Here is a 25,433-nt window from a genome sequence, read left to right on the forward strand (position 1 = left end):
TTTATTTATCCTGGTTCATAGCGCTCTATGATTTTGGCGTACCTTGTTCCAACGCCTCTATTTCTTTCCATAGCTGTTCAGATTGCGCTGTGAGCAAGGAATACGTTTTTATATCGCCGTTTCTTTGCGCATGCATGGCTTTCTCAAGAAGGGCGTCATACTGCTTTCGCATTTTTTTGGTTGGGTTGCTTTTGAAAAGTCCAAACATAATAAATATCCAATACGGTGATTTAGCGAGGAAACGTTTGAAAATAAAGTTTCGATCACCTTTTTGTATGAATAAACCTTCATGAATACTTTGCACAAGGCTCACAAATTGTGATGCTACACGCGTAGACTACTCTATAGATGATACGTCATGCCCAGTTAAAAGTGAGTCAAAAAACGATACTGGCGTTTGCGGTTAGCCTGCCTTCTTTCACATTAACAGAATCCGAAATATTGTTAGGTAAACAGCCGCTGTGAAGCAAGTTGGCAGGATATAACACGGCGCGATTAAATTTAGGCTCAACGCGGGAAATTTGGGTGAACATGGCAGTATCACCATTTATGTACGCTTTAGGTGGTAGCCCTACGCTGGTGGCCTGACGTTTTAAGGTTTTAAAATAGCCTTCGTATTGCGCTGCATTAACCCGCTCTAACTCCGTTTCAATATGTCGATAGAATGCAGTACCGCCCAAAGGCGCGCTAAACAGATAGTGCACCAATGCCCATTCATTATCCTTTTGCGTATCGATGTGCGGAATACATTGAATGGGCGATAAACTTTTCGGCGCTTGATTGGCTATGGAAAGTTGCACTAGGGGTATTTGAAGCGGCTTGTCCACGCCAAAATCTTGTAGCCCATTATGCGAAGCAAGTTGGCTAAACAGCAGCGGAAGCGAGGTATGCAGGTGTGCGACATAATCTCGGGGCGCGTGACTCCTTACCCCGGGATAAAAATCGCCATCTTGTTTTGTAAATGAATGGTGTTGCGCAATCGTTTCTACCAGACTCTGCGGGTCTGGTGTGAAATCATCGATAACAACAATCGGTGTGGCTTGCTCACCAACCTTAATCAATTTGTAGTTTGAAACCATGCGTCTGCGTTTTTATTCGCCTTGTTCTTTTTGTCGATAAGGGCATAGATTTGTGCGTTTGACGCTATGAGCGTGTAAATGCTTTGCAGAATCTGTTGGGCATGCAAATCAGCAATCGCGTCAGCGCTAAGCGCCGCTAGCTTATCTTCATCAATGGTATATAACCCTGTTATAGACGTTTTGCTTTCATTTTCAAAGGTAATATCTAGGGTGAATGGTGTGATAAGGTTATGCTGTTGCAGCGCGGCAATAAAACGTTGATTTTGCGTTTCACCGTCAAGAAGCTGAGCAAGGATCTGCTGCTTTTCTAACAGGTAGTTGCTGGGCTCACCCGTGTTATCAAAAAGCGGTGTACCTTTTTCTTCGCTTACTGAAGCGTTATCCATATCAATGCACAGCACGCGGTTACTGCCATCAGCGCTTTGCGCTTCCGTTCCTACATAAAAAGGCAGGCGTTCAAACTGTGCGGGAATATACACCGCCTCCCATTCACCTTGTTGCCAAAATAGGTTTTCTTTTTCTTCAAAACCTAGCAAGGCAGATAAGCCAAATTGTCCAGAATCGTCAAACTTGGTGATCACCACGGGGTAATGTACCACAAGCTTGTTGAGTTCAGAGACCACCACAGGTACAAGGTGCTGATTGGCACTGAGTGATAATGCATCATCGGTTACTTTCAAATCTGCATGTTGTTTATTATTAATGGCAACCATGTGAGTCATACGTAGGCCCTGCTTATTGATTTACGTTAAACGGCCTGCAGGCCGAATTGGTGAATTTTATTTATAAGTTCTCGATGTTTAGGCAGTTTCTCCACCGCCATGCCGCGAGCTTTTCTGTTCTGCATCAATTGTTGCTTAGCAAAGTCGGCGTTCACCCATTGCTGATGTGCGCCTAAATCTGAGGTGAACCCCATACCGTACAACACATACTGATAGCTTGCCGCAGGGAATACCTCATTGTTGCTGGTAAAGTCTTTGTCACTAGGCGGGTGGTATTGCCACAGTGCGAGTAATTCTTTTAATGAGTCAGGAATAGTGTGGCTATCGCGGTTGTCTCGCCAAAACGCACTGTCTTCTCGCTTACTCAGCATGTAGTGCAGCTTTAAGAAGTCAATAATTCGCTGCCAACGATAGCAGAAAGTATCGTTGAAACGCTTCGCAACAATACCCATGACGGCTCGGTTTGCAGGCAATTGTTCTGCAATCATTGAGGCAGACAGCTCCACCAGTACAAGCGCTGAGGCTTCTAACGGCTCTAAAAATCCCGCCGCTAAGCCAACAGCCACGCAGTTATTTTGCCAAAAGCGCTGCCTGTGTCCGCTTTGAATAGTAATGTCTTTTACGTTTATCCCATCTATGCCGTTTAACGTGCTGGTTTGGCGAACGTATGTGTCTAAGCGAGCATAGGCGTCATCTTTACTTTGATGCCTACTTGAATAGACGTGGCCTACACCTCGGCGTGACTGCAAACCGATATCCCAAATCCAACCGGCGTCTTGTGCGGTGGAGATAGTGTGGGATGCAATAGGACTTTGCGGGGTGTCATAAGGCACGTGTACTGCTAATGCTCGGTCGATAAAAAGTACATCGTCACAGGGAATAAACGGCACCTTGTAGTGTTCGCCTAGAAGCATAGATTTGAAGCCGGTACAGTCAACAAAGAGGTCGCCTTCTACTGTTACCCCTTGCTCGGTATGAAGGGCTTTGATATCGCCGTTATTGCTGCTTTCGACGCGGTTAACGTCGGCCAGCACATGGTGTACACCTAGTTTTTCAGTGCAGTGTTTGGTTAAAAAGGCGGTAAATTTTCCTGCATCAAGGTGATAAGCATAGTTTGCGGTGCCTGCAAACTCTGCGTGGCGTATGCTTTTAGGTGCACAACCTGCTTCGCATATCGCTTCCTGAACACATACTGCATGGGAAAAAGACTCGTTTAATTCTGGTGCTACAGCCTGCCAGTAAGGACCTAAATTTGTTTGCGAAAACCCTTGGGGCAGCATGAGAGGGTGGTAGTAAAAATCGTGCTCTTCACCGGTGGTCCACTTGGCAAACTTTGCTCCTTGCTTGAATGTGGCGTCGCATTCTTTGATGAAAGTGGTTTCGCTAATACCCAATGCAATTAGTGTTGAGCGCATGGTTGGCCAGGTGCCCTCACCCACGCCAATAATAGGCACATTGGGGCTTTCAACTAAGGTTACTTTAATGTCTTTGCGGGTAGCGCATTGATGTTGCGCTGCAATACGACCAGCCGTTAGCCACCCTGCGCTACCGCCACCAACTACTACAATGTGCGTTATGGGAGTTGCTGTTGTCATACTGATTTCCTGAATAAAAACTGTGGCTACCAAAAGGTAGCCACGAATGTGGGACCAACAAATGTCGGCCCCAATTACGCGAAACTAAAAGTTTCCGCGCACACCGAAGGCCCAACGTCTGCCGCTGTCTTCAACCAACAGCAAGTGATTAGAGAAGCGACCGCGTTTATGTACAAACTCTTCTGTAAGGTTAATACCTTCAAAGAAGATTTCTACATTGTCTGTCACGCTGTAGCTACCGCTAATGTCAAGCTGTTGATAAGACTCAACAATGGTTGGGCCGTCACCCTGCCCTTGTGTTAACGACTGAACAAACTCATCACGCCAGTTATAGGCAAGACGAATTTGATAATCGTCAGTTTCATAAAATGCCACCAAGTTGTAAGAATCACTTAACCCGGTTAGTGCAAATACCTGATTAATATCGAATGGATCGAGTTCGGCGTCACTGTCAACGATAGTTCCGTTGGCAAGCACCCCAAAGCCGTTATCGAAGGTGTGCTGAAGCGCAAGCTCGAAGCCGTCTACCGTTGCGTCTTCACCGTTATTTGGCAGAGTATTGGTAAACACAGCAACGTCGTCACCCGCATCTGGCGCGCTAGCGTTGGCGCCTGTAGACGGGTCTGTTAGCAGGCTGCCGTCAGCAAGCTCGAAGGTTTTGTCTTCTTGGCTATTAACAATAAAGTTCGATACCAGCTTTCTGAAGTAACCAATTGATGCATAACTTGCTTCGTCGTAGTAATACTCAAGCGACAAGTCCAAGTTATCCGATTTGAATGGCTCTAGCGCAGGGTTACCACTGGTAGACGTTAAATCACCACCTTGGCGGGTAGTCGTAATTACGGTTACCGGCGACATGCTGTTGAGCGTAGGGCGAGTAATGGTAGAGCTCGCCGCAAAGCGCGCAATTAAATCGTCGGTAATTTCTAAACGTACGCTGAAGTTAGGTAATAGGACGTCGTAATCAGACTCAGTGGCAATACTTTGCGCATCACCAAAACCAGCCAGCATTTCGGTTTGATCCAGAATCGTTAAGCCTGTTATTGGCGCTTGCGTTCCGTTAACCGTCACATCCGTCATTTCATAACGCACACCTGCGGTTGCGCTTAAGAACATGTCTGCAACTTCGCCTTCGAAGTCGAATTCCATATAGGTAGAGATAATATCTTCCTCAACTTCAAAGCTGTTGTTACGGCGCACCGCATCAAAACTAATCGAATCACCATTTACGCTTTGATAGTAAGATTCTAAAAACGCAAAGTTGGCTTCGCCATCGTGGGCAAGCCAAGAGGTTGGCATGCGACCGCTTCCACTTACGTCAGAAAGAAAATCGCTGCCTGCGTCAAAAACGTATTGGCTGCCTGCTGGGATCTCAGGTAAGTCGGGGTAACCACAGTAAGTACAGTGAATACCGACACCTTCATTGTCCCAACGGGTAAGTGATTTGGTTTCGGTGCTGTACTGTGCGCCAAAGCGAATTTCAGTTAGGCCGCTGCCATCTGTTACGTATTCGCCGTCAAAGCGCAGCTGGATCACTTCATCTTCTACCGCCCAGCCTCTACGCAGCATTACATGAGCTCGGCTGTTAGCTTCATCAAGATGATTGCTCACACCATCAGGTGTCAGTGCAGGGTTGTATATAGGGAAGCCGTCAGGACCAGTAACAATCGCGCCATCGAGTTCTTGTTGTCCGCTGTAAATATTGCCATTAGGCGAAGCGAACATGCTGGCAACAGGTAAAATATTGTCGTCTACCTGGAATCGTACGCGGTTGGCATAACCAATAAGTGAAAGCTGATCGCCGCCGCCATTATTGGCTTCGCGTTCAGCTTCTGAATGGCTTAAATCGAACGATAAGTTCAAGTTGTCAGAATACTGATAGTCAAAATTAAGACCTATGGCATAGGTATCGGTTAAACGGTCGAATGTTTTGGCGTGCATATCTGTCGCCAAACCTACCTCTTGGTATAAATCGACAATAGTACCGTTTGCATCAACCGTTGGGCTGCGGCGATTGCCGTTTTCATCAAACAGACTGCCGTCATCGCCTACACCCTGAATGTTAGGTGCGGTAAACCAGTGGCCGTAAGACGTTGCTTCAGACTCTACGTCAAAATCTGAATACAGTGCGTCAGCGGTTACAACCAGTTTGTCGTTAGGTGCATATTGGAATACAAGGTTCGCGTTAGTGCGGGTACGCTCTTCAAAGGTGACTTTGTGATCGTAGTTTCGCGGTGAAAATACATTGCCTGTCCAAGCGTCGCCTGATTGGGTAACAGGGTTTGGCACACCAACGTTTTCTAGCCAACCGTCCATCTGAGCCTGATTAAGGCGAGTCTCACGCTCTTGGTGTGAAACGGCAAGTAATACACCGAAGGTGTCGTCGTTGAACGTGTTACTAATAAGGCCAGAAAATTGCGGCGTAGTTTCTTCGCTATTTTCGTCATACACACCTTTTACCGAGCCCGCCATTTTAAAACCGTTTAATGCAAACGGGCGTGCGGTATTAATATTAATGGTAGAGCCTACACCACCAGACTGCATTGTGGCCGTTGACGTTTTGTGCACATCAAGGCTGCTTACTAACTCAGAAGCAATCGTGTCGAAACTGAACGCACGCGAATCGTTTTCAGACGCCATTTGACGACCGTTCACCAATACGGTGTTAAACTGTGGTCCAAAACCACGTACGGTAATGAGCTGACCTTCACCGCCTGAACGGTCGATAGATACGCCGGTAATACGCTGTAGTGATTCAGCTAAGTTGGTATCGGGAAAATCACCGATGTCTTCTGCGCTAATGGCGTCGACTACGCCAGCAGAGCTGCGTTTAACATCCATCGATTTTGCAACCGATGAGCGGATACCACTTACCTCAATCACTTCTACGTCTTTATTGGGTTGCGCGTCTTGGGCAAATGCACTATTCGCAGAAATAGCCGACGCTAAAACTGCTGCCACTGAGCATGCAAGCTTAGTTTTCCTATACATGATGGTGTGTGTCCTAATCGTTGATTTTAATGCGCCTTATGGTGTGCACCCCACTTGGCTTTCTCTCACAGCATTTCGCTGTTAATTCATCAAGACGACACGGTTTGTAAAATCCCCCAAATTTATTTAACAATTTTTTAAATTATCCGAGTCACTTTGTCTAAAAGGTGTGATTTCTTCGTCATCGATTAGAGTATTTCACCTTTACGTGTGTTTAAAAAATGCACAATTATTAATGTATTCACAAAATAAATGCCCCTTTATCTACTTCATTTATCGCCTGTATGCCATTTCTATATAAATATTAGTTATGACTCGTAAGCAAATGATACTAGTGATGTATGCCCATATAGCGTAGCTTTGCCGCAGTTTCGCTTGAAAAACAAGCAAAATAAGGGGTGCTATTCGAAGCAAAATAAATACAGAAATTGCCTGTTCTGTTTTTGATTTAGCTAGAGAATGCTAGGCATAAGTGAATAAAATGGCTTAGTACTGTTTAAAGGGTGTCATTCTCGGATAGCCGGAATGTGAGGAGAAGCGTGTGAAAATCATAATATTAAATGAGTCAAAAGCGCCAGATCCGCAAAATAATGTGGAGAAGCGATGTGCGGCTACACCTAGCAGTGCACAGCGTCTGGTGAAAAAAGGGGCGACCTTACTGCTAGAAGCGGGTGCGGGCGTACACTCAGGGTATTCAGATAAAGAATATAAAGATGTAGGCGTAACTGTCATCGATGATGTGAATGATGCATTATCAACAGCAGATATGCTGGTGGCAGTGAACAAACCCACCGATGCACAGCTAGCGTTGATGAAAAAAGGGGCCATTGTGGTAGGCCATCTCGACCCTTTCTTTCAGCAATCGCTTGTTGAGTCTATTGCAGAAAAGGGGCTAACCGCTATTTCTGTAGAGATGATCCCTCGTTCTTCTCGTGCACAAAAAATGGACGCATTGAGCTCGCAAGCGAGTCTTGCGGGTTACGTAATGGTGATGCAGGCGGCGAATCAGTTGCCATCAATATTACCTATGATGATGACACCGTCAGGAACAATAAAACCAGCAAAGGTATTTATTATTGGCGCGGGCGTAGCGGGTCTTCAAGCCATAGCAACCGCGAAACGCTTAGGCGCAAACGTACTTGCTTATGACACCCGCCCTGTGGTGGCTGAGCAAGTAGAATCGCTAGGTGGCAAATTCCTAAAAATCGACATTGGGGAAACAGGCCAAACGAAAGACGGTTACGCCAAAGAACTCACCGATGAACAAAAAGCGAAGCAGCAAGAAGCGCAACGCGACGCGATTGCCGACTCTGACATTGTTATTACGACAGCGCAGTTATTTGGTCGCAAACCACCAGTGCTCATCTCAAAAGATACATTAGCACTCATGAAGCCGGGCAGTGTGGTTGTAGATATGGCTGCAACATCAGGTGGTAATGTTGAAGGTTCAGTTGCTGGCGAAACCGTTGAAGTTAACGGTGTAAAGGTAATTGGTAACGGTAACTGGAGCCAGTATGTGGCTAAAGCCGCCACCGACATGTACGCCAATAACATCTACAACCTTGTGGATGAGTTCTTTGACAATGAAACCAAAACCTTTGGGCTGAATTTAGAAGACGACATTCTGGCCGGCTGTGTTATTACTCACGACGGTAACATCACCAACGACATGCTTAACAACGCATACAAAGGAGCCTAATCATGGAAATCATTTACCTACTTTTCATCGTGCTATTGGCTGCTTTTTTGGGTTTTGAGTTAATTCGAAAAGTCCCAGCAACCTTACATACACCCTTAATGTCAGGCTCTAACGCGATTTCGGGTATTACGTTAGTTGGAGCGTTGGTAGCCTCGGGTAGCGACAACAACTTGCTAACGACCATTCTTGGTACCGCAGCGGTGGCGCTGGCCAGCATTAACGTGGTGGGTGGTTATCTCGTGACTGATCGCATGCTTGGCATGTTCAAGAAAAAAGATAAATAAGGAGTACGCAAGTGAGTGATATCGTAACCGTAATAAACCTTGCGTACGTAGTAGCTGCGGCACTATTTATACTAGGACTTAAGTTACTTAGCCATCCAGATACCGCGAAAAAAGGCAATTTTATTTCTGCCATTGGTATGCTGGTTGCTGTCGTCGTCACCCTGCTTGATCAGCAGATTATTAGCTATCATTACATCCTACTAGGTTTTGTTATTGGTGGCGCCTTTGGTGCGTGGAAAGCCAAAACCGTTGAAATGACGGCAATGCCAGAAATGGTGTCGTTATTTAATGGCTTTGGTGGCGCAGCGTCATTGCTTCTGGGTTGGGCAACATTAGCCGGAATGAGTCTAATTACCCTTAAAACCGAAAGTGCGTTTACTTCTATTACCCTGTTTTTCACAATTTTAGTCGGGGGCATTACTTTCTCTGGCTCGGTGGTAGCCTGGGGTAAGTTGTCAGGAAAAATGAGCTCTAAAGCCGTTATTTTCACAGGGCTTCGCGAGCTAAGTATCTTGCATCTAATTGGCATGGTAGTGATTGGTTATTTCTTTACTACCGACCCAAGCAACCCACTTTGGATTTACTGTGCCATTGCGTTGTCACTAAGCTTCGGCTTGTGGGCTACCATTTCAATTGGTGGTGCAGATATGCCGGTGGTTATTGCGCTTTTAAATAGCTACTCAGGTGTGGCAGCGTCGGCGGCAGGTCTCGCTACAGGTAACACGATATTGATTGTTACCGGTTTACTAGTAGGCGCTTCTGGCTTAATTCTTACCAATATTATGTGTAAGGCCATGAACCGTTCATTGATGAATGTGTTGTTGTCTGGCTTTGCCAAGCCAGTTGAGGCCGGCGAAAAAATAGAAGGCGAGATTAAAGTACTGTCAGCGCAAGATGCATTTTATGTATTAGAAGCAGCGCAAGCCGTACTGGTGGTGCCTGGTTATGGTATGGCGGTTGCGCAAGCGCAGCACGCGGTACGTGAACTTCAGTCCTTGCTAGAGGAAAATGGCTGTACGGTTGACTACGCTATTCACGCCGTAGCTGGGCGTATGCCGGGCCACATGAACGTGCTATTGGCAGAAGCTGACGTGCCTTATGATCAACTATACGAGATGGATGACGTTAACCCTCGCATGGAAAACTATGACGTGGTTATTGTTATCGGTGCAAACGATGTAGTTAATCCAGCAGCCAAAGAGATGAAAGGTAGTCCTATTTATGGAATGCCAGTTATCGAAGCTCATCGAGCGAAAACGGTCTTTGTTCTTAAGCGTTCTGCGAATGCCGGTTTTGCTGGTGTAGACAACCCGCTGTTTTTCAAAGACAACACGCGCATGGTTCTGGGTGACGCTAAAGACACCATCAATAGCATTATCCGTGAGTTCGGAGACGACTAATACAGCGTATCTCTTTGATACATCTTCTATAAAGGCCTGTTCAAACACAGGCCTTTTTGTTGGGTATTAAACTTAATTACAAAGTACTCGACTCTAGTTGTACTTGATGCTTATCAGCTCTAGTATGTGAGTGCTATAGATGTTGAGTTAGCTATTCATATAGTTGCATAGAGATGTACGAGTAAATGTCTACGACCCCTTTTCATATTGAGCCGTTTAGAAATTGTATTTTGGTTACGCTTCGCGGTAAGTGGGATATGTCCACGAACATTCAGTATCTTGCTAAGCTTTCTGACTGCTTGAAAACCCGTAAAGGCAGACCCTTTCACTTATTTGTAGACATGCGTAGTTGGCAAATCCCCAATTCTGATACCTTCAATCAAATAAAAGCGCCCATTAAGTTAGATAGGCGAAGTCAGCTCAGCGAGACATGGTTGGAAGATGAAGCAACAGATGCTGATCACATAGCAGAGAAGTTTTTTAGCGCGCCATCAATTAAACTGGGATTTGACCTTGAACGTACTCAAAGCATCTCAGAGTTTATAACTCATTGTGAAGAAAAAGCAGATAACGTTGTTATAGATTATGTTCGAACTTGGATAGGCTAGAAAAGCCCACGTTCGATAAACAAAATTCGTCGCGACAATAGATATTTTATATCGCAACAACTATCGCGTTCAGTCTTACGTTGACTATAATACGCTGCTTATTTTCGCACTTTCTATGCTAGGTATTGGCCTAGCCCACTTACAAATAGGTGAATAAATTGTCAGATTGGAGCATCGAAGAAGCGGAGCGCGTCTATGGCGTGTCTCAATGGGGTGGTGGCTATTTTCAAATTGGTGAAAACGGCAACGTCCATATTACCCCTGTTCCTGAAGATCCTAGCATTCGAATCGACTTTAATTCGGTAATTGAAGATATCCGCAAAGAAGGTGTACAGTTTCCTGTTGTTGTGCGCTTCCATGATATTCTGCGCTCGCAAGTTGCAGGCTTGAACAAAGCATTTAGAAGCTCCATCGAAGAAGCCGAATACCAAGGCCAGTATCAAGGTGTGTATCCGGTAAAAGTAAACCAAATGCGCGAAGTCGTTGAGGAAATTGTCGATGCGGGCAAGCCATTTAACTATGGCTTAGAAGCGGGGTCAAAAGCCGAGCTTCTGACTGTGCTTGCCATGAATACCAACGAAGAGTCTCTGACTATCCTAAATGGTTATAAAGACGACGAAGTTATGCGTCTTGCGCTGTTAGGAAGAAAGCTGGGTCGCCGCGTTGTGGTAGTAGTTGAAAAATACACCGAGCTTCTTCTTCTAGTAAAAATAGCGAAGGAACTGGATATCGATCCTATTATTGGTGTGCGCTCAAAAATGACTGTGAAAGGTCGTGGTAAGTGGGAAAGCTCTGGTGGTGAACGTGCGAAATTCGGTTTAACCATTACTGAGATCATTAACGCAGCCCGCTACCTTGAAGAGCAAGGCATGGCGCACTGCTTAAAGCTGCTGCATTTCCATATTGGTAGCCAATTAACAGACATTCGTGCGGTTAAAGAAGCGGTAACCGAAGGCGCGCGTATTTACGCAGACCTTCACAAAATGGGCTTCGAGCTAGATTATGTTGATGTAGGCGGTGGCCTTGGTATCGATTACGACGGCAGTAATTCAACTAATGAATCGTCGCGCAACTACAGCATGCAGGAGTATGTGGCTGACGTTGTCTATGGCATGAAGGAAATGTGCGACCTTGAAGGCGTACCGCATCCGCATCTGGTTAGTGAAAGTGGACGTGCAATCACTGCGCATCACAGCTGCGTTATTACAGAAATTGTGGGCGAAATTAAGTCGAATGCATCGCAAATGGATACATCTGCGAAAGAAGGCGAGCACTTCTTTTTAAAAAACATGCGTGAACTTGCAGACACGTTTGATGAACAAACGAATATGCATGAAATTTACAACGACGCGTCTCAGTATAAAGAGCAGGCGCTCGATGCGTTTAAGCTTCGCGTGTTGTCACTTGAAGAACTAGGTAAAATAGAAACGCTTTATTGGGATATCATGGGCCGCTTACAGCAGTGGTATCGAAACGAAGAATATGTGCCAGAAGAGCTTCAAGAGCTGGATTACAGTTTGTCGTCTCAGTATCTGTGTAACTTCTCTGTGTTCCAGTCGGCTGCTGATACATGGGCTATCGACCAGCTGCTGCCGGTAGTCCCTCTTATTCGTATGAATGAAGAGCCAACGGTCAATTGCTCGCTGGTGGATATTACCTGTGATAGCGACGGTAAAATTGATCAGTTCACTATTGGCCGTGAAATTACTGACGTGCTGCCAATGCACCCACTTAAGAAAGATGAGCCGTACTACATTGGTTTGTTCTTAACGGGCGCTTATCAAGACGTTATGGGCGACATGCACAACTTGTTTGGTCGCTTAAATGAAGTGCATATTTACAGCTATGACGACGACCCGGAAGACTTTTACATTGAAGAAGTAGTAAAAGGCTCGTCAGTAGAAGATGTACTTAACGTTATGCAGTATAACCCACGCGCAATGGCATCAGATGTAAAACGCATGATAGACAAGCAAGTGTGGGACGGTAAATTGAATCCTCGCGAAGGGGTACGCTGGACTGACTTTTATGAAAACTGTTTAGCGGGTTATACTTACTTAAAGCAGTAATCCACAGCATAAATCGAAAGGCCTGTTGTTTTTAAATAGGTCGTATGGCCGATGTAGCTATTAATTAGCTGCGTCGGCTTTTTTCAAATAGCGCCTCCAAAGCTCAGCGGTTGTCGAATTAATCATGTTCGACTCTGCGTTCATCAGCATCACATAGCCAACTTTGTGTTCAGGCAAAAACGCCACGTCAGCGCGATAGCCTTTTACCCAACCCCCATGATAGTTAAGCTGTAATCCATTTAAGTCGTAAATACGCCAACCCAAACCATAGTGAGCATCGTCAATCATGCCGCGCCAACCTCTGCGGTAGGTTTCACGCTTCGTTTTCACGCGCTCTGTAGTGACATAGTCCACCATTTCATCGGATATGACCGTTGGGAACTCGCCTAGCAGCGCTTGCAGATAAATCGTCATATCTGAAATGCTAGCGTTAACGCCAGCAGCTGGAGAGAACCGGTAGTAGTTGCTTTCTACCTTTCCCTCGCGCCATTTATTTCTGGCGATAGCAATATGAGGTTGAGCCCATGATTCTGATGCAAGCAATCCGCCTTTTCCAACACTGGCTGTTTTCATACCCAGTGGTGAGAATAGGTTGGCCTGAAGCTGTCGTGAGTATGAGGTATTATTGTTGCTGAAGTAGTATTCTAGCGCACCAAAGAGTGCATTTTGATAGGTGTAGCACTCGCCCGGTGCACACAGTGGTTCAAGCTCGCCCAAGGATTTAAGCACGCGCTCCAGCGAGTAGTCAGCCTCAATAAGGTTGTCGTAAGCGTTGGGCATAAAGCCACTAGATTGGCCCACGATATGTTGGAGTTGCAGCGCATTCATTCCTTTGCCTTTAAAAGGAATGTCGGGTAGTAAGGTGGCTATCGGCGTTTCCCAGCTAAGCTGGTTTTTTTCTACAAGTTTAGCTGACAACAACGCAGTAAAGGTTTTTGAAACAGAAGCTAGCCTGAATACAGTGTTCTCTGTAACTTTCTCTCCGCCGCGTTTGCGGGTACTTCCATATACGTAAACCCTTGGCGCTTTGCCCTGTTCATAAAACACAAACGCATAACCAGGCACGTTGTATTTTGAGGCTTCCTTTTGAACGTAACTAGCATAGTCATCAAGCCAATCCGCAAAAGCGTTTTGTGTAATGACCATTAGCATCGCTATCAGCCAAATTTTAGACAGGCGCAGCTTGATGGTGCGCAAAGAGTTCAGCATACAGTCAGCTCGTTAAGCCTGTGGTTTTCTGATACATCCATCAGGCGCTCATTATTATTATCGCATTATTATGCGTTTAGCTGCTCCAATGATCAAATGTCGCTAATTATGCTCACTATCTCTTCAATGATTAGATTTATTCTAGCGGTAAGCGAACCGTTGTAAGAATATGCAAGAAGGGAAGAAAAGTTCTACTAGTAAGGTTTGTAATTATTGAGTTCTGATTTTGTCGCACCAACGGGGCCAATGCACGATACACTAGATAAAGGTGATAAACGACAGGTGGGAAGCGCATTCTAATGCCAGACAATCTTTTTGTCTCAGACATGGGGGGGTCAGAAAACTCGACAACTACTGAGTCAGTGCTTTCAAAAGCAAGACTTAGCAGAGATCCGCGCTTTGACGGACGATTTTTTGTGGCGGTAAAGACAACGGGTATTTTTTGTAGGCCAATCTGTCCAGCGCGACTTCCAAAAGAAGAGAATGTGACTTACTTTCAACACGCCACACAGGCCATGGCGCAAGGTTTTCGTCCATGTTTTCGCTGCAGGCCTGACAGTGCACCTCGTTCGGCGGCGTGGAAAGGTGTGGGCGCAACGATTAACCGAGCGTTGTCGCTGCTATCTGTTATTCCCATTGAGCGCGTTGCGGATATTGCTATGCGGTTGGGTATTAGTGAGCGTTACCTAAATAAGTTGGTCGTCAATGCTGTGGGCATACCGCCTAAGCAGTTTCAAAATATGCAGCGCACTTTGTTTGCAAAGCAGCTTATTCAACAAACTCATTTATCTATGACAGATATCGCAATTACGGCAGGCTATCAATCACTGAGACAACTGCAGCGGGCCATAGAGCAATATTGCGCTACGTCTCCTACCCAGCTTAGAAAAAAGGAGCCGGTTCAACAAAAGGCTATCTCTTTATTTCTTTCATACCGGCCGCCGTACAATTGGTCCTATGTACGAGATTTCTTGGCAACTCGCGCTATTAAAGGCATGGAACGAGTAACGGACGAGAGCTATGAACGATACTTTTCTTGCAATGAGAGTCTAGGCTTTTTTAAAGCCACTCACGACGAGGCGCGCCACGGGTTCAAACTTCTCATAGACATGCCTGATTTAGGTCGTCTTCATACGATAATTGAAAACATAAAGCAGGTACTAGATCTTCACGCTGACCCTCTTTTAATTGAACAAAGCCTATTGCAGTCAGGGTTACCGCCGAGCAAGTTAACGCTTGGGCTGCGCCTTTCCAGTGCATGGAGTGTATTTGAAAGCGGTTGCCGGGCTATTGTAGGCCAGCAAGTTAGTGTAAAAGCGGCTATTGGCCAGGTGACTTTACTGGTACATCAGCTGGGCGAAACGGTATCTGATGCACTCCCGTTAAACGGTCTTGAATCTATAACGAGTGAACGCTACAGCTTTCCCTCGCCTGAAAGTGTGGCCGAAAACAGTCTTGAATTCTTACGTATGCCACAGGCGAGAAAAGAGGCCGTACGTCATTTTGCTCGTTTATTCATAAACGGTAACATGCCAAGCCATGAAGACATACTCGCCATTAAAGGCGTGGGGCCGTGGACGCTCGACTATTTAAAAATGCGGGGGGAGAGAAATCCTGACGTCTACCTTGGCGGTGATTTAATCGTTCGTAAAATGGCGCAGCAGTTCCCCATAGCGCCCGAAAAAGCGGCACCTTGGCGCAGTTATTTAACCCTTCAATTGTGGCAGTTAAGCAATCAGCAAAGAGAGTCGTAGGTATGAAATATACAGATTTCGTGAACAGCATACAGGGGCTTGTTAAAGTTGAAGCCACTGATGAAGGCATAACGGCTATCGAGTTTGTGAGTGCCGCTGAATCAGATAATACGGCCAACTCGAAGCAGGGTGGCATAGGCAGAGAAACTGCAGCGCAAGAAAGCGTGCTAAGTAACGGCTTTCATTCGCAAAAAAACGCCATCACCGAAGCAGCGTGCAGTCAGTTACAGGCATACTTTGACGGTACGTTACGCGAGTTTGACCTACCGCTTTGCCCTAAAGGTACGGCGTTTCAGAGTCAGGTGTGGGATGCCTTGCAGCACGTTAAATATGGCGAAACCGCTAGCTATTTAGATATCGCAAAAGCCATTGGCAACCCAAAAGCTGTCCGCGCCGTAGGTATGGCAAATGGTCGTAACCCTATTGCTATCGTTGTACCTTGCCATCGTATAATCGGAAGTAATAAAACCCTAACGGGCTACGCAGGTGGTTTACCCCGTAAGCAGTATTTACTTAATTTAGAAGGAGCCCAGGGGGTGCTGGGGTTATAAAAGAATGGGTGATAAGAAAATGGTGATAAAAGAATGGCAATAAGAGACATTATCTCGCTGCTGGTGTTAGCCGGTATCTGGGGCGGTTCATTTATTTTCATGCGTGTTGCCGCACCAGAATTTGGCATTTATGTATTAGTAGCCATTCGTACTGTGCTTGCTACAGCGGTATTGCTACCATTGCTGTTAATACGAGGGTCGATAAAAGATATAAAGCGACACTGGTTGGCTATAGCGTTAGTGGGCATGGCAAATACGGCAGTGCCTTTCGTCCTGTTTAATTACAGCAGCCTACATTTAGAGGCAGGGGTGAATGCCATTTTAAATGCCACGGCTCCCATGTTTGGCGCCATTGTCGCTTGGCTGTGGTTAGGTGACAAACTAACAAAGTCAGCAGTAGCGGGGCTTTTTGTAGGCTTTGTAGGCGTAACCGTTATTAGTCAGCAAAAGCTCGGCGAGGGCGATATTAGTTTTCTTCCCATTTTGACTGCGCTACTAGCCACTACAGGCTACGGGATAGCGGCATGTATGATGAAAAAATGGCTACAAGGGGTTAAACCTCTGGTTGTCGCTACAGGTAGTCAGGCCATGGCAAGCGTAATGCTGGCACCATTCGCCCTTGCAACTCTGCCCGCCACTATGCCAAGCGTGAATGCGTGGGTTAACGCAGTGGCACTCGCTGTTGGGGGGACCGGAATAGCTTATATACTTTATTTCAAGTTGATTGCCGATGTGGGCCCGGCAAAAGCCATAACTGTTGCTTACTTAGTACCGCTATTTGGCATTATTTGGGGCGTACTTTTCTTGCAGGAGCATTTGTCAGTGCAAACCATAGTAGGCGGCTTGATGATTTTGTTTGGTGTAGCGCTAACAACAGGCGTTCTCAAACGAAAACGCCTCAAAGTCAAACCCGCTTAGATTAGCTTGAACTAGGGCTAGTCAATCAGCTGCATTCTTACTAAATTGCTGCCGTCGCGCTTGGCTTGATAAAGTGCGTCTTCAGCATGTGCTGTTACTTCGTGCATAGCGCGAGTTGACGCAGTATATGAAATACCAATAGAGGCGGTAATCACTATTTCCGGTAACTCTTGCAATGGTGAAAGCGTAGCAATGCCATGTCGAAGGTTTTGCGCCATATCAAAGGCTACATGGGGGCCCGTATGTGGCAACAAGATAATAAACTCTGCGCTACTCCATCTACCCAATATATCCTGCTCGCGCATATGTTCTGCTAAGTAAGAGACGACTTTATCAAGAATGTCGTCACCCGCATTACGGCCGTGGACATCTACAATATCTGAAAATTCGTCAACGCTTACCAACATTACGCTGAGTGATTTGTGCTCGGCTAACAGCGTTTTATAAATAAGCTGCAAGTTATCTTTTTCAGGAAGTCGGTTGCTGTGACGTACCACCAAGTCTGGCTGCATATCTTTTCTGAAATAGTACAATAGATTGTAGATAAGTAAGAACAGCGAGAAGACAACAACCAGCAGCGTTACCACGCTAAAAATAAACGCTTGAGAAATTTCTGCTTGGCGGTCTTCAAGCGGACTTAAAAGAAACACAGTCCAACCAAATTGATTCAGCTTAACTTCCGCAATCAGAAAGTCTTTTTGGTCAATAGTGACCAGCTTGTTATTCAGCGCTTGCTCGCTTTGGATTGTCATTGGCAAACTCGCGTACCAAGGCAACTCGGACAAGTTGGTGAATTCTGAGTAAGAGGCGATAAGACTTGGATCTGAAGACAACATAATATCGCCTTCACCATCTACGAATAAGAAATCATAGCCGTATTCTTGTTTGTAGGTATCGAACACTTCGATAAAGCTGCGCAGGCTTTTTCCTACACCGAAAAAACCTAAAAAGCGGTCATTTTCGTCGTGAATTTTAATATCAATATAAAAGTGTGTGTCTTCCCATTTACCAATATCGGCAACGGCATCAGCGGGATAATCGCGATATTTGAAGTACCAGCTTACTTCACCTTCGATAAGGTTGATAATACTACCGTCAGAATTATATTGTTTTCTGTCTGCCTCGCTGGCGATAAAGAAAGATAAACCAAACTCATTTTCAAGGCGATCCAATGTCTTAAAAACAGCATCTTGATCAATTGTTTCTCCATCCATCAAGTCTACCAACTCAGTGGAATGCCCTAATGCTTCAGAAATATGTAGAGGCTTCAGAAGTTGCTCGACGATAAGCGATATTGCAGGCGACAATGACTGCTGCTGTGCACGACTTTGTTCGGCAACGATTTTTGAAATACTGAAATGAACCAGTGTCACAATAGCGATAACCACTACCGCAAATAACACCAGAATACTTCTATGTAGTGTACGAAATGTGTTCACAGACTGCGCATGCTCCCTTGCCTGACTGAACCTAACCTAAGCGTTGAGTATACCTGTTGCAATAATGAACTACTAGGCGGTTTCTTTTAACTTAGACTAAATAACGAAGAGCAAAAGCGCAATGTGAAGCCGTCCGGTCAGACCTCGGAGTGAATCAATCGCTGACATATTGTTGGGCCTTGGTTACACTATGCTCCGACTTTCATTCTCTTTGCGAAATAAAGGAATTATATGGCTTTCTCTGTGGTTGTATTAGCAGCGGGTAAAGGTACCCGTATGAAATCGTCGTTACCGAAGGTATTACACAAAGTAGGTGGTGTGCCTATGGTGCAGCGCATTATCAACACAGTAAAATCACTGGGTGCTGACAATATTCATTTGGTCTACGGCCATGGCGGCGACCAGCTAAAGGCAACTGTTGTTGAAGACAATCTAAATTGGTGTTTACAGGCCGAACAGTTAGGTACAGGCCACGCTGTTCAGCAAGCGGCACCTCACATTAAAGATAATGAAGACGTGCTTGTACTTGTTGGCGACGCACCACTTATTCGCGAAGAAACACTAAGCGCATTAAAAGCAGCAAAAGAAAGCTGTGATTTAGCACTGCTCACTGTAAATTTAGACGACCCCACAGGCATGGGCCGCATTATTCGCGAAAATGACAATATTACCGCGATAGTCGAGCACAAAGACGCCACTGATGCTCAGCGTGAAATCAAAGAAATTAACACCGGCATGATGATGATGTCTGGCGCTGATCTTAAGCGCTGGTTGGGTGAGTTAAGCAATGATAACGCGCAAGGCGAGTATTATCTTACCGACGTTATTGCCATGGCTGCAGCTGAAGGCAAGCGAATTCAGTCTGCACAGCCACAGTCTGCGGTAGAAGTGGAAGGCGTTAATAATCGTTTGCAGTTAGCTAATCTGGAGCGCGCGCTTCAGCGTCGCCAAGCCGAAGAGCTAATGACCAATGGCGTAACCTTGCTGGATCCTGCTCGTTTTGACTTACGCGGCCAGCTTGAAACCGGTAACGACGTAATTATCGACGTTAACGTTATTGTTGAAGGTAAGGTGACACTTGGTAGCAACGTCAACATTGGTGCAAACTGTATTCTGCGCAACTGTACTATTGCCGACAACGCTGTAATTGAAGCTAATTCTATTATTGAAGAAGCCAGTGTAGGTGAAGCTTGCACAGTTGGACCTTACGCAAGGTTGCGCCCTGGTGCAGTAATGCAGAAAAATGCCAAAGTGGGTAACTTCGTGGAAATGAAGAAGGCTATTTTAGGCGAGGGCGCCAAAGCGAATCACTTGACCTACCTAGGCGATGCAGAAGTGGGTGCCAAAGCGAACATTGGCGCAGGCACAATTACCTGTAACTACGACGGTGTGAACAAGTCCAAAACCGTCATCGGCGAAAATGCCTTTATCGGCTCAAACTCGTCGCTTGTCGCGCCTGTAAACATTGGCAAAGGCGCTACCGTAGGTGCGGGTTCGGTGATCACGTCAACCGTAGACGAAGACGCGCTAGCCGTGGCCCGCGGTAAGCAGCGCAATATTCCAAATTGGCCGCGCCCGACCAAAAAATAAAGACGTATCCTTATGAAAGCTCGCTAACGGGTTACATGGTGAGATAGGGCTGGCAAACACAAATAGTGATTAGCTAGCCCAGTTTCTTCTCTAGTCCCATCAAACTATCGCCCAGTCAGAAAGATGACAAAATCAGAGGGCTTAGTTAACGTCTATTGTGTCGCTGTAGTCGCAACTCATTCAGCTATCTGTCTTCTAAATAATGAACTATCTAAGGTTTCCCCTATCTATCATTACTGATAGTGTGTGTTTACTTACCTCTTAATTCTCGTTACACAAGGATATGCGATGATATCTACACTTCTGGTTGGCTTTGGATTTTCCGCCACAACCTTTCATTTGCCGTTTCTAAATTATCTACCGCAGTTCTCTGTCGATGTGGTTATCTCTTCAAAACCTGATGTGGTTAACGCAGTTTTACCCCATGCTGAAGTGTATGGCTCGTTGGAAGAAGCGCTTAAAATTCACGATGTGGATTTGGTGGTTATTACAACCCCAAATCACCTTCATGGACCACAGGCGAAACTGGCATTAGAGCACAGCTGTCACGTATTGGTAGAAAAGCCATTTACATTAGATAGTGAAGAAGCAGAAGCTTTAGTAGAGCTTGCACATTCTCAAAATAAACAGCTTTGTGTTTATCACAACAGACGTTTTGATGGCGATTTTCTTACGGTTAAGCAGTTAATCAACGATGGCAAGTTAGGCGACATTAAACGCTTGGAAAGCCGATTTGACCGATTTCGCCCGGTACCACGAGACAGATGGCGTGAAAATGCAGGGCCAGGAAGCGGTATCTTCTGGGATTTAGGTCCCCACTTAATCGACCAAGCGCTACAGCTTTTCGGCGAGCCGGAAGAAGTGTCGGCAAGCATACAGGCCTTGCGTGAAAATGGGCAGTCAGATGACACGTTCGATGTAACACTTCACTATGTTGATAAAGTTGTAAAGCTAGGTAGTTCAGCTTTTCAGGCCAGCGTAACATTGCGCTACGACTTGCAAGGCACAAAAGGCAGCTTTCGAAAGTTCTATTTAGATCCGCAAGAAGATCAATTGCGTGCAGAGCTAGCCTTTGACGATGAACACTGGGCGATTACAAAAGATAACGAGCATGGCGTGCTAGCTGTGGCCAATGAAAGCGGCCAGCTAGTTGAAGAGACGGTAACAACAGTGAAGGGTGAATATCTCACGTTTTTTAATCGCCTTGCTCACGCTATTGAAGACGGTAAATTCTCGCCGGCTGACGCGAGTACGGTCGTACCTGTTATCAAAGTCATTGAGCTAGCCATAAAAGCGAGTGCTCAAAAGAAATCGCTGGCGTTTAATTAAACAATTACCTTGATCGTCGTTTCAATTTAACTTACGATGCTTTCACTTTAAAACTAATAACTTTCGTTTTGAAAGTTATGGTTGAATGTTGAAGATGTGTTTGCGGACTATTTTGCAGACTTTTTATGGCTTGTTCTCAATTGGAACAACGCGTACAGGAAGGTTTAGCGAGAAGGCGGCAAGAGCATGAGGTTATATTGAAAAGTAGTAAATCAGTTGAACAGCGCCGCCAGCAGATAGTGGCGTGGGTGAAAGAGCATGGTCAATCACAAGTTGAAGACTTGGCCGTGCGTTTTGCTACGTCTGAAGTCACCATTAGAAAAGATCTCGCAGCCCTTTCGCAGCAAGGTTTACTGATTCGACAGTTTGGTGGCGCAGTGCCTGTACCATCATCTACCAACTCAAATGCTGGGCCATCTCAGTTTATTACCAATGACCCTTTCACGAATTCAACTACTAGCCCAGCAATTAATGCTTTAGGCCAACTCGCAGCGAGCTTGGTTAATCCGGGCAATAAGCTCGTTATAGACTGCGGGTCTACCACCGCATCCATCTTGCCCCATTTATCACGCATCGATGATTTAGTGGTAATGACCAACACGTTATCAACCGCCAATTACCTTACCCAAAGTGAAAAAGAGCCGACGGTGTTAATGGTAGGGGGCACATGGGATGCCCAATCTCAGTCGTTTCAAGGCGCTATGGCTGAACAGTTGGTTAGTGCCTATAGTTTTGACATTGCGTTTATTGGTGCCGCGGGCATTGATGTGAATAGAGGAACCACCACCTTTAACGAGCTTATTGGTGTAACCCGCGCCATGGCTGTGGCGGCTAGTAAGGTGGTTATAGTAGCCAGCTCAAAGAAATTAACGCATAAAATGCCTAACCTAGAGCTAAGCTGGAAAAACATTTCTGTTTTGATCACTGATGAAGGCATTTGTGAACAAGACAAACTTAATATTGAAAATCAGGGCGTGACAGTACTTATTGCAGCGCCGAGTGGAGAATAATTATGTGTGGAATAGTTGGCGCTGTAGCTGAGCGTAACGTGGTTGAAATCCTATTAGAAGGTTTAAAAAGACTGGAGTATCGCGGCTATGATTCAGCTGGCGTGGCGCTATTGCAAGGCGACGGCACGCTTACACGTATTCGCCGTACAGGCAAAGTACAAGAGCTTGCTGATGCGGTGGCAGAAGGTGAAGCTTTGGGTACAACTGGAATTGCTCATACCCGTTGGGCAACGCACGGTGGTGTGACTGAAGCGAATGCGCACCCCCACTTTTCAACTGAACGTGTAGCTGTTGTTCATAACGGTATTATTGAAAACTATGTTAACTTAAAAGCACAGTTAAAAGAGCAGGGCTATACCTTTACCAGCGACACCGACACAGAAACCATTGCCCATACCGTGCACGAAGAGCTTAAGTCAGGTAAGACTTTACTAGACGCTGTGCAAAGTGCCGTTAAAACCTTCCACGGTGCGTATGGCACCGTTATCATGGATAAAGAAGACCCAAGCCGCGTGGTCGTTGCCCGTTCTGGCAGCCCGCTAGTAATTGGTTTGGGGCTTGGCGAAAACTTTATTGCTTCGGACCAAATGGCATTGTTGCCAGTGACACGCCGCTTCATCTTTTTAGAAGAAGGCGATGTGGCAGAGATTACTCGTCGCGACGTTAAAATCTTCGATAAAGACGGCAATGCTGTTGAACGCGAAGTGATTGAGTCGAATATCGAGCACGACGCGGGTGACAAAGCGGGTTACCGCCACTACATGCTCAAGGAAATTCACGAGCAGCCAACCGTTGTGCGTAATGCGCTTAAAGATCGTATTGACGAAAACGGTCTTACCGCTGATATATTTGGTAAAGGTGCTGACGAGATATTCAAAAAAGTACAGCATGTACAAATTATTGCCTGTGGTACCAGCTACCATGCGGGTATGACGGCGCGCTACTGGCTAGAGCAGTACGCCAATGTGTCGTGCAACGTAGAAATTGCATCGGAGTTTCGTTACCGCAAGTCAGTGGTTCACCCAAACAGCCTGCTTATTACTATCTCTCAATCAGGTGAGACAGCCGATACGTTAGCTGCCCTTCGCTTAGCAAAAGCGCTGGGCTATATGTCTAGTTTGACCATTTGTAACGTTCAGGGCTCGTCATTGGTACGCGAGTCAGACCTAGCATTTATGACCCGTGCTGGCGCAGAAATTGGCGTAGCGTCTACCAAAGCCTTTACTACTCAGCTCACTGCGTTCTTAATGCTTACCCTAGCACTGGGCAAAGAAAACGGCATGACAGACGCTGACAGCAAAGCTATTGTCTCTGCGCTTCATAGTCTACCTGCCAAGCTTGAAGAGACCTTAGCGATAACTGGTGGCATTGAAGATTTAGCTGAAGAATTTGCAGATAAGAATCACAGCTTGTTCCTAGGCCGTGGCGATCAATACCCTATTGCCATGGAAGGGGCGCTTAAGCTTAAAGAGATTTCTTATATTCATGCGGAAGCATATGCGTCTGGGGAATTGAAACATGGCCCACTTGCGCTTATTGATGACGAAATGCCCGTTATTGTGGTTGCACCGAACAACGAACTCCTCGAGAAGCTAAAGTCGAACGTTGAAGAAGTACGTGCCCGTGGCGGCATCATGTATGTATTTGCGGATAAGGATGCGGCGTTTGAAGGTGATGAAACCATGCGCGTTATCGACGTACCGCACTGCGACGAACCAATCGCACCTATCATCTATACCTTGCCGCTACAGTTATTGAGCTACTATGTAGCGTTAATTAAAGGTACTGATGTAGACCAGCCGCGTAACTTGGCGAAGTCGGTTACGGTAGAATAAAGCACACTGCTGAAGCACTTATTCGTGCTCACAAACAAAGCCTGCGACTGACAAAAGCGCAGGCTTTTTAATTTTTCAACAGGCGAGTATTGGCTGCTAATTAAGTGGCTTTCCTGCAAGTCCATGCCTTACTATAATTTCACTTCTCTTTTCACCACTCTCACTTTATCGACAAACCTTCTCCATCCGTCCTACTTTGTCAGGTAAGGCAGTTGTAAAACGAGAAGTAAGGTCATACCTATAAGTCATACCAAGTTTCAACATTGCGAGGCAACATGGCTATCCCATACTCACTGCTAGATTTAGCGCCAATATCTGAAGGGTTTGGCGTGAAAGACGCGCTACATAACTCAAAGCTGATGGCTATGGAAGCTGAGCGCAATGGCTATGAACGTGTGTGGCTAGCCGAGCATCACGGCATGCGAGGTGTAGCCAGTTCTGCCACCTCGGTTGTACTCACGCATATTGCGAATGCCACTTCTACCATTAAAGTGGGTGCGGGCGGTATTATGCTGCCTAACCATGCACCTTTGGTCATTGCTGAACAGTTTGGCACCTTGGCTGAATTATTTCCCAATCGCATAGAGCTTGGACTTGGCCGTGCACCAGGCACTGATATGGCAACCGCACGCGCGCTTCGTCGCAATTTGCAAAGCGATGTAGACAGTTACCCAGAAGATATTCAGGAACTTCAGCACTACTTGGGTACACCGCAAGACGGGCAGCCGATTGTTGCAGTACCTGGGGCAAATACTCATGTCCCCCTGTGGTTGCTTGGCTCTAGCTTATACAGTGCACAGGTGGCGGCAAAAATGGGACTCCCATATTCGTTCGCCTCGCATTTTGCGCCCGATGCGTTATTCGATGCGCTTCATGTGTACCGCAATATGTTTAAACCGTCGCCTCAGTTATCAGCGCCAAAAGCGATGGCTGGTGTAATGGTGGTGATTGCTGAAACCGATGAAGAGGCTGAACTTCTATTTACGTCAGTGAAGCAGCAATTTATGAACATGCGACGTGGCCTTAACAAGCCGTTTGCAAAGCCTATGCATAACTTTAGTGAATACTGTACGGTACCAGATGAGGCCATGTTATCAAGTGTACTCAGATATGCCTTAGTTGGCTCGAAAGAAACCGTGCAACGCAAGCTCGCTGAATTTATCGAAGCAACGGATATTGATGAGATTATTGTGTCTATGCCAATTTACGATATCGAGGCGCGTTTATTCAGCGTTAAAGCGTTTGCGGACATCGCATCCTAGCTCCTAAAAAGTTATGACCAGTTTTAAGGGTTTGGTCATAACTTCTTCTATGCAATGCCCCAGAATAACTTTATGATATGTAATGACAT

At 45.9% G+C, this 25,433-nt stretch carries 20 protein-coding genes; 13 read left to right on the forward strand and 7 right to left on the reverse strand.

Annotation, left to right across the window (positions count from 1 at the left end):
- Window positions 1–25: 25 nt before the first annotated feature.
- The 5 genes from AC27KT_RS03125 to AC27KT_RS03145 form a co-directional block, all read right to left on the reverse strand.
- A complete protein-coding gene (locus AC27KT_RS03125) occupies window positions 26–208 on the reverse strand; it encodes a DUF6435 family protein (RefSeq protein ID WP_039221919.1) in 183 nt (60 codons plus the stop codon).
- Window positions 209–377: 169 nt separating this feature from the next.
- The gene (locus AC27KT_RS03130; protein ID WP_487127286.1) at window positions 378–1,079 is read right to left on the reverse strand and encodes a DUF6445 family protein; all 702 of its coding nucleotides are present in this window, start codon (window positions 1,077–1,079) and stop codon (window positions 378–380) included.
- On the reverse strand, window positions 1,058–1,801 hold the full coding sequence (locus AC27KT_RS03135; RefSeq protein ID WP_487127288.1) for a SapC family protein: 744 nt from the start codon (window positions 1,799–1,801) through the stop codon (window positions 1,058–1,060). Before AC27KT_RS03135 ends, AC27KT_RS03130 begins: the two co-directional genes overlap by 22 nt.
- A 26-nt stretch (window positions 1,802–1,827) precedes the next feature.
- Complete coding sequence (locus tag AC27KT_RS03140; protein WP_487127290.1) at window positions 1,828–3,396, reverse strand: tryptophan halogenase family protein; 1,569 nt, start codon at window positions 3,394–3,396, stop codon at window positions 1,828–1,830.
- 84 nt (window positions 3,397–3,480) lie between these two features.
- Window positions 3,481–6,387: a TonB-dependent receptor gene (locus tag AC27KT_RS03145; protein WP_487127292.1), complete on the reverse strand. Its 2,907-nt coding sequence runs from the start codon at window positions 6,385–6,387 to the stop codon at window positions 3,481–3,483.
- A 541-nt stretch (window positions 6,388–6,928) separates the two neighbouring features.
- Between AC27KT_RS03145 and AC27KT_RS03150 the strand changes: the two genes are divergently transcribed.
- The 5 genes from AC27KT_RS03150 to speA all read left to right on the forward strand — a co-directional run bounded on the left by AC27KT_RS03150 (window position 6,929) and on the right by speA (window position 12,447).
- A complete protein-coding gene (locus AC27KT_RS03150; RefSeq protein WP_487127294.1) occupies window positions 6,929–8,086 on the forward strand; it encodes an NAD(P) transhydrogenase subunit alpha in 1,158 nt (385 codons plus the stop codon).
- A 2-nt stretch (window positions 8,087–8,088) separates the two neighbouring features.
- Window positions 8,089–8,370, forward strand: a complete 282-nt coding sequence (locus tag AC27KT_RS03155) for an NAD(P) transhydrogenase subunit alpha part 2 (protein ID WP_014951245.1) — start codon at window positions 8,089–8,091, stop codon at window positions 8,368–8,370.
- An 11-nt stretch (window positions 8,371–8,381) separates the two neighbouring features.
- A complete protein-coding gene (locus AC27KT_RS03160; RefSeq protein WP_487127296.1) occupies window positions 8,382–9,770 on the forward strand; it encodes an NAD(P)(+) transhydrogenase (Re/Si-specific) subunit beta in 1,389 nt (462 codons plus the stop codon).
- 185 nt (window positions 9,771–9,955) lie between these two features.
- Window positions 9,956–10,378, forward strand: a complete 423-nt coding sequence (locus AC27KT_RS03165) for an arginine decarboxylase (RefSeq protein WP_487127298.1) — start codon at window positions 9,956–9,958, stop codon at window positions 10,376–10,378.
- 158 nt (window positions 10,379–10,536) lie between these two features.
- A complete protein-coding gene (speA, locus tag AC27KT_RS03170; protein WP_487127300.1) occupies window positions 10,537–12,447 on the forward strand; it encodes a biosynthetic arginine decarboxylase in 1,911 nt (636 codons plus the stop codon).
- A 60-nt stretch (window positions 12,448–12,507) separates the two neighbouring features.
- Here speA and AC27KT_RS03175 read toward each other — a convergent pair whose 3' ends face one another.
- A complete protein-coding gene (locus AC27KT_RS03175; RefSeq protein ID WP_487127302.1) occupies window positions 12,508–13,656 on the reverse strand; it encodes a serine hydrolase domain-containing protein in 1,149 nt (382 codons plus the stop codon).
- Between the two features lie 299 nt (window positions 13,657–13,955).
- Between AC27KT_RS03175 and AC27KT_RS03180 the strand changes: the two genes are divergently transcribed.
- Genes AC27KT_RS03180 through AC27KT_RS03190 form a run of 3 tightly spaced genes read left to right on the forward strand, consistent with a single transcriptional unit; the run spans window position 13,956 to window position 16,879 of the window.
- Entirely contained in the window at window positions 13,956–15,410 is a 1,455-nt protein-coding gene (locus tag AC27KT_RS03180; RefSeq protein WP_487127304.1) for a DNA-3-methyladenine glycosylase 2 family protein, read from the forward strand.
- 2 nt (window positions 15,411–15,412) lie between these two features.
- Window positions 15,413–15,961 carry a methylated-DNA--[protein]-cysteine S-methyltransferase gene (locus AC27KT_RS03185; protein ID WP_487127306.1) on the forward strand — a complete coding sequence of 183 codons (549 nt, stop codon included), beginning with the start codon at window positions 15,413–15,415 and terminating at the stop codon, window positions 15,959–15,961.
- 33 nt (window positions 15,962–15,994) lie between these two features.
- Complete coding sequence (locus tag AC27KT_RS03190) at window positions 15,995–16,879, forward strand: DMT family transporter (RefSeq protein WP_487127308.1); 885 nt, start codon at window positions 15,995–15,997, stop codon at window positions 16,877–16,879.
- Window positions 16,880–16,896: 17 nt separating this feature from the next.
- Here AC27KT_RS03190 and AC27KT_RS03195 read toward each other — a convergent pair whose 3' ends face one another.
- Window positions 16,897–18,318, reverse strand: a complete 1,422-nt coding sequence (locus tag AC27KT_RS03195) for a sensor domain-containing diguanylate cyclase (protein WP_487127310.1) — start codon at window positions 18,316–18,318, stop codon at window positions 16,897–16,899.
- A 231-nt stretch (window positions 18,319–18,549) separates the two neighbouring features.
- On the opposite strand from AC27KT_RS03195, the gene glmU reads away from it, so the two are divergent.
- The 5 genes from glmU to AC27KT_RS03220 all read left to right on the forward strand — a co-directional run bounded on the left by glmU (window position 18,550) and on the right by AC27KT_RS03220 (window position 25,344).
- Entirely contained in the window at window positions 18,550–19,908 is a 1,359-nt protein-coding gene (gene glmU / locus AC27KT_RS03200; protein ID WP_487127312.1) for a bifunctional UDP-N-acetylglucosamine diphosphorylase/glucosamine-1-phosphate N-acetyltransferase GlmU, read from the forward strand.
- A 288-nt stretch (window positions 19,909–20,196) separates the two neighbouring features.
- Window positions 20,197–21,237, forward strand: coding sequence for a Gfo/Idh/MocA family oxidoreductase (locus AC27KT_RS03205; RefSeq protein WP_487127314.1), 1,041 nt, complete (start codon window positions 20,197–20,199; stop codon window positions 21,235–21,237).
- 197 nt (window positions 21,238–21,434) lie between these two features.
- Complete coding sequence (locus AC27KT_RS03210) at window positions 21,435–22,247, forward strand: DeoR/GlpR family DNA-binding transcription regulator (protein ID WP_487127316.1); 813 nt, start codon at window positions 21,435–21,437, stop codon at window positions 22,245–22,247.
- Window positions 22,248–22,249: 2 nt separating this feature from the next.
- Window positions 22,250–24,082 carry a glutamine--fructose-6-phosphate transaminase (isomerizing) gene (glmS, locus tag AC27KT_RS03215; protein WP_487127318.1) on the forward strand — a complete coding sequence of 611 codons (1,833 nt, stop codon included), beginning with the start codon at window positions 22,250–22,252 and terminating at the stop codon, window positions 24,080–24,082.
- Window positions 24,083–24,357: 275 nt separating this feature from the next.
- Window positions 24,358–25,344, forward strand: a complete 987-nt coding sequence (locus AC27KT_RS03220; protein WP_487127320.1) for an LLM class flavin-dependent oxidoreductase — start codon at window positions 24,358–24,360, stop codon at window positions 25,342–25,344.
- Window positions 25,345–25,433: the final 89 nt, after the last annotated feature.

This window comes from Alteromonas sp. 5NW40-0090 (assembly GCF_057552975.1).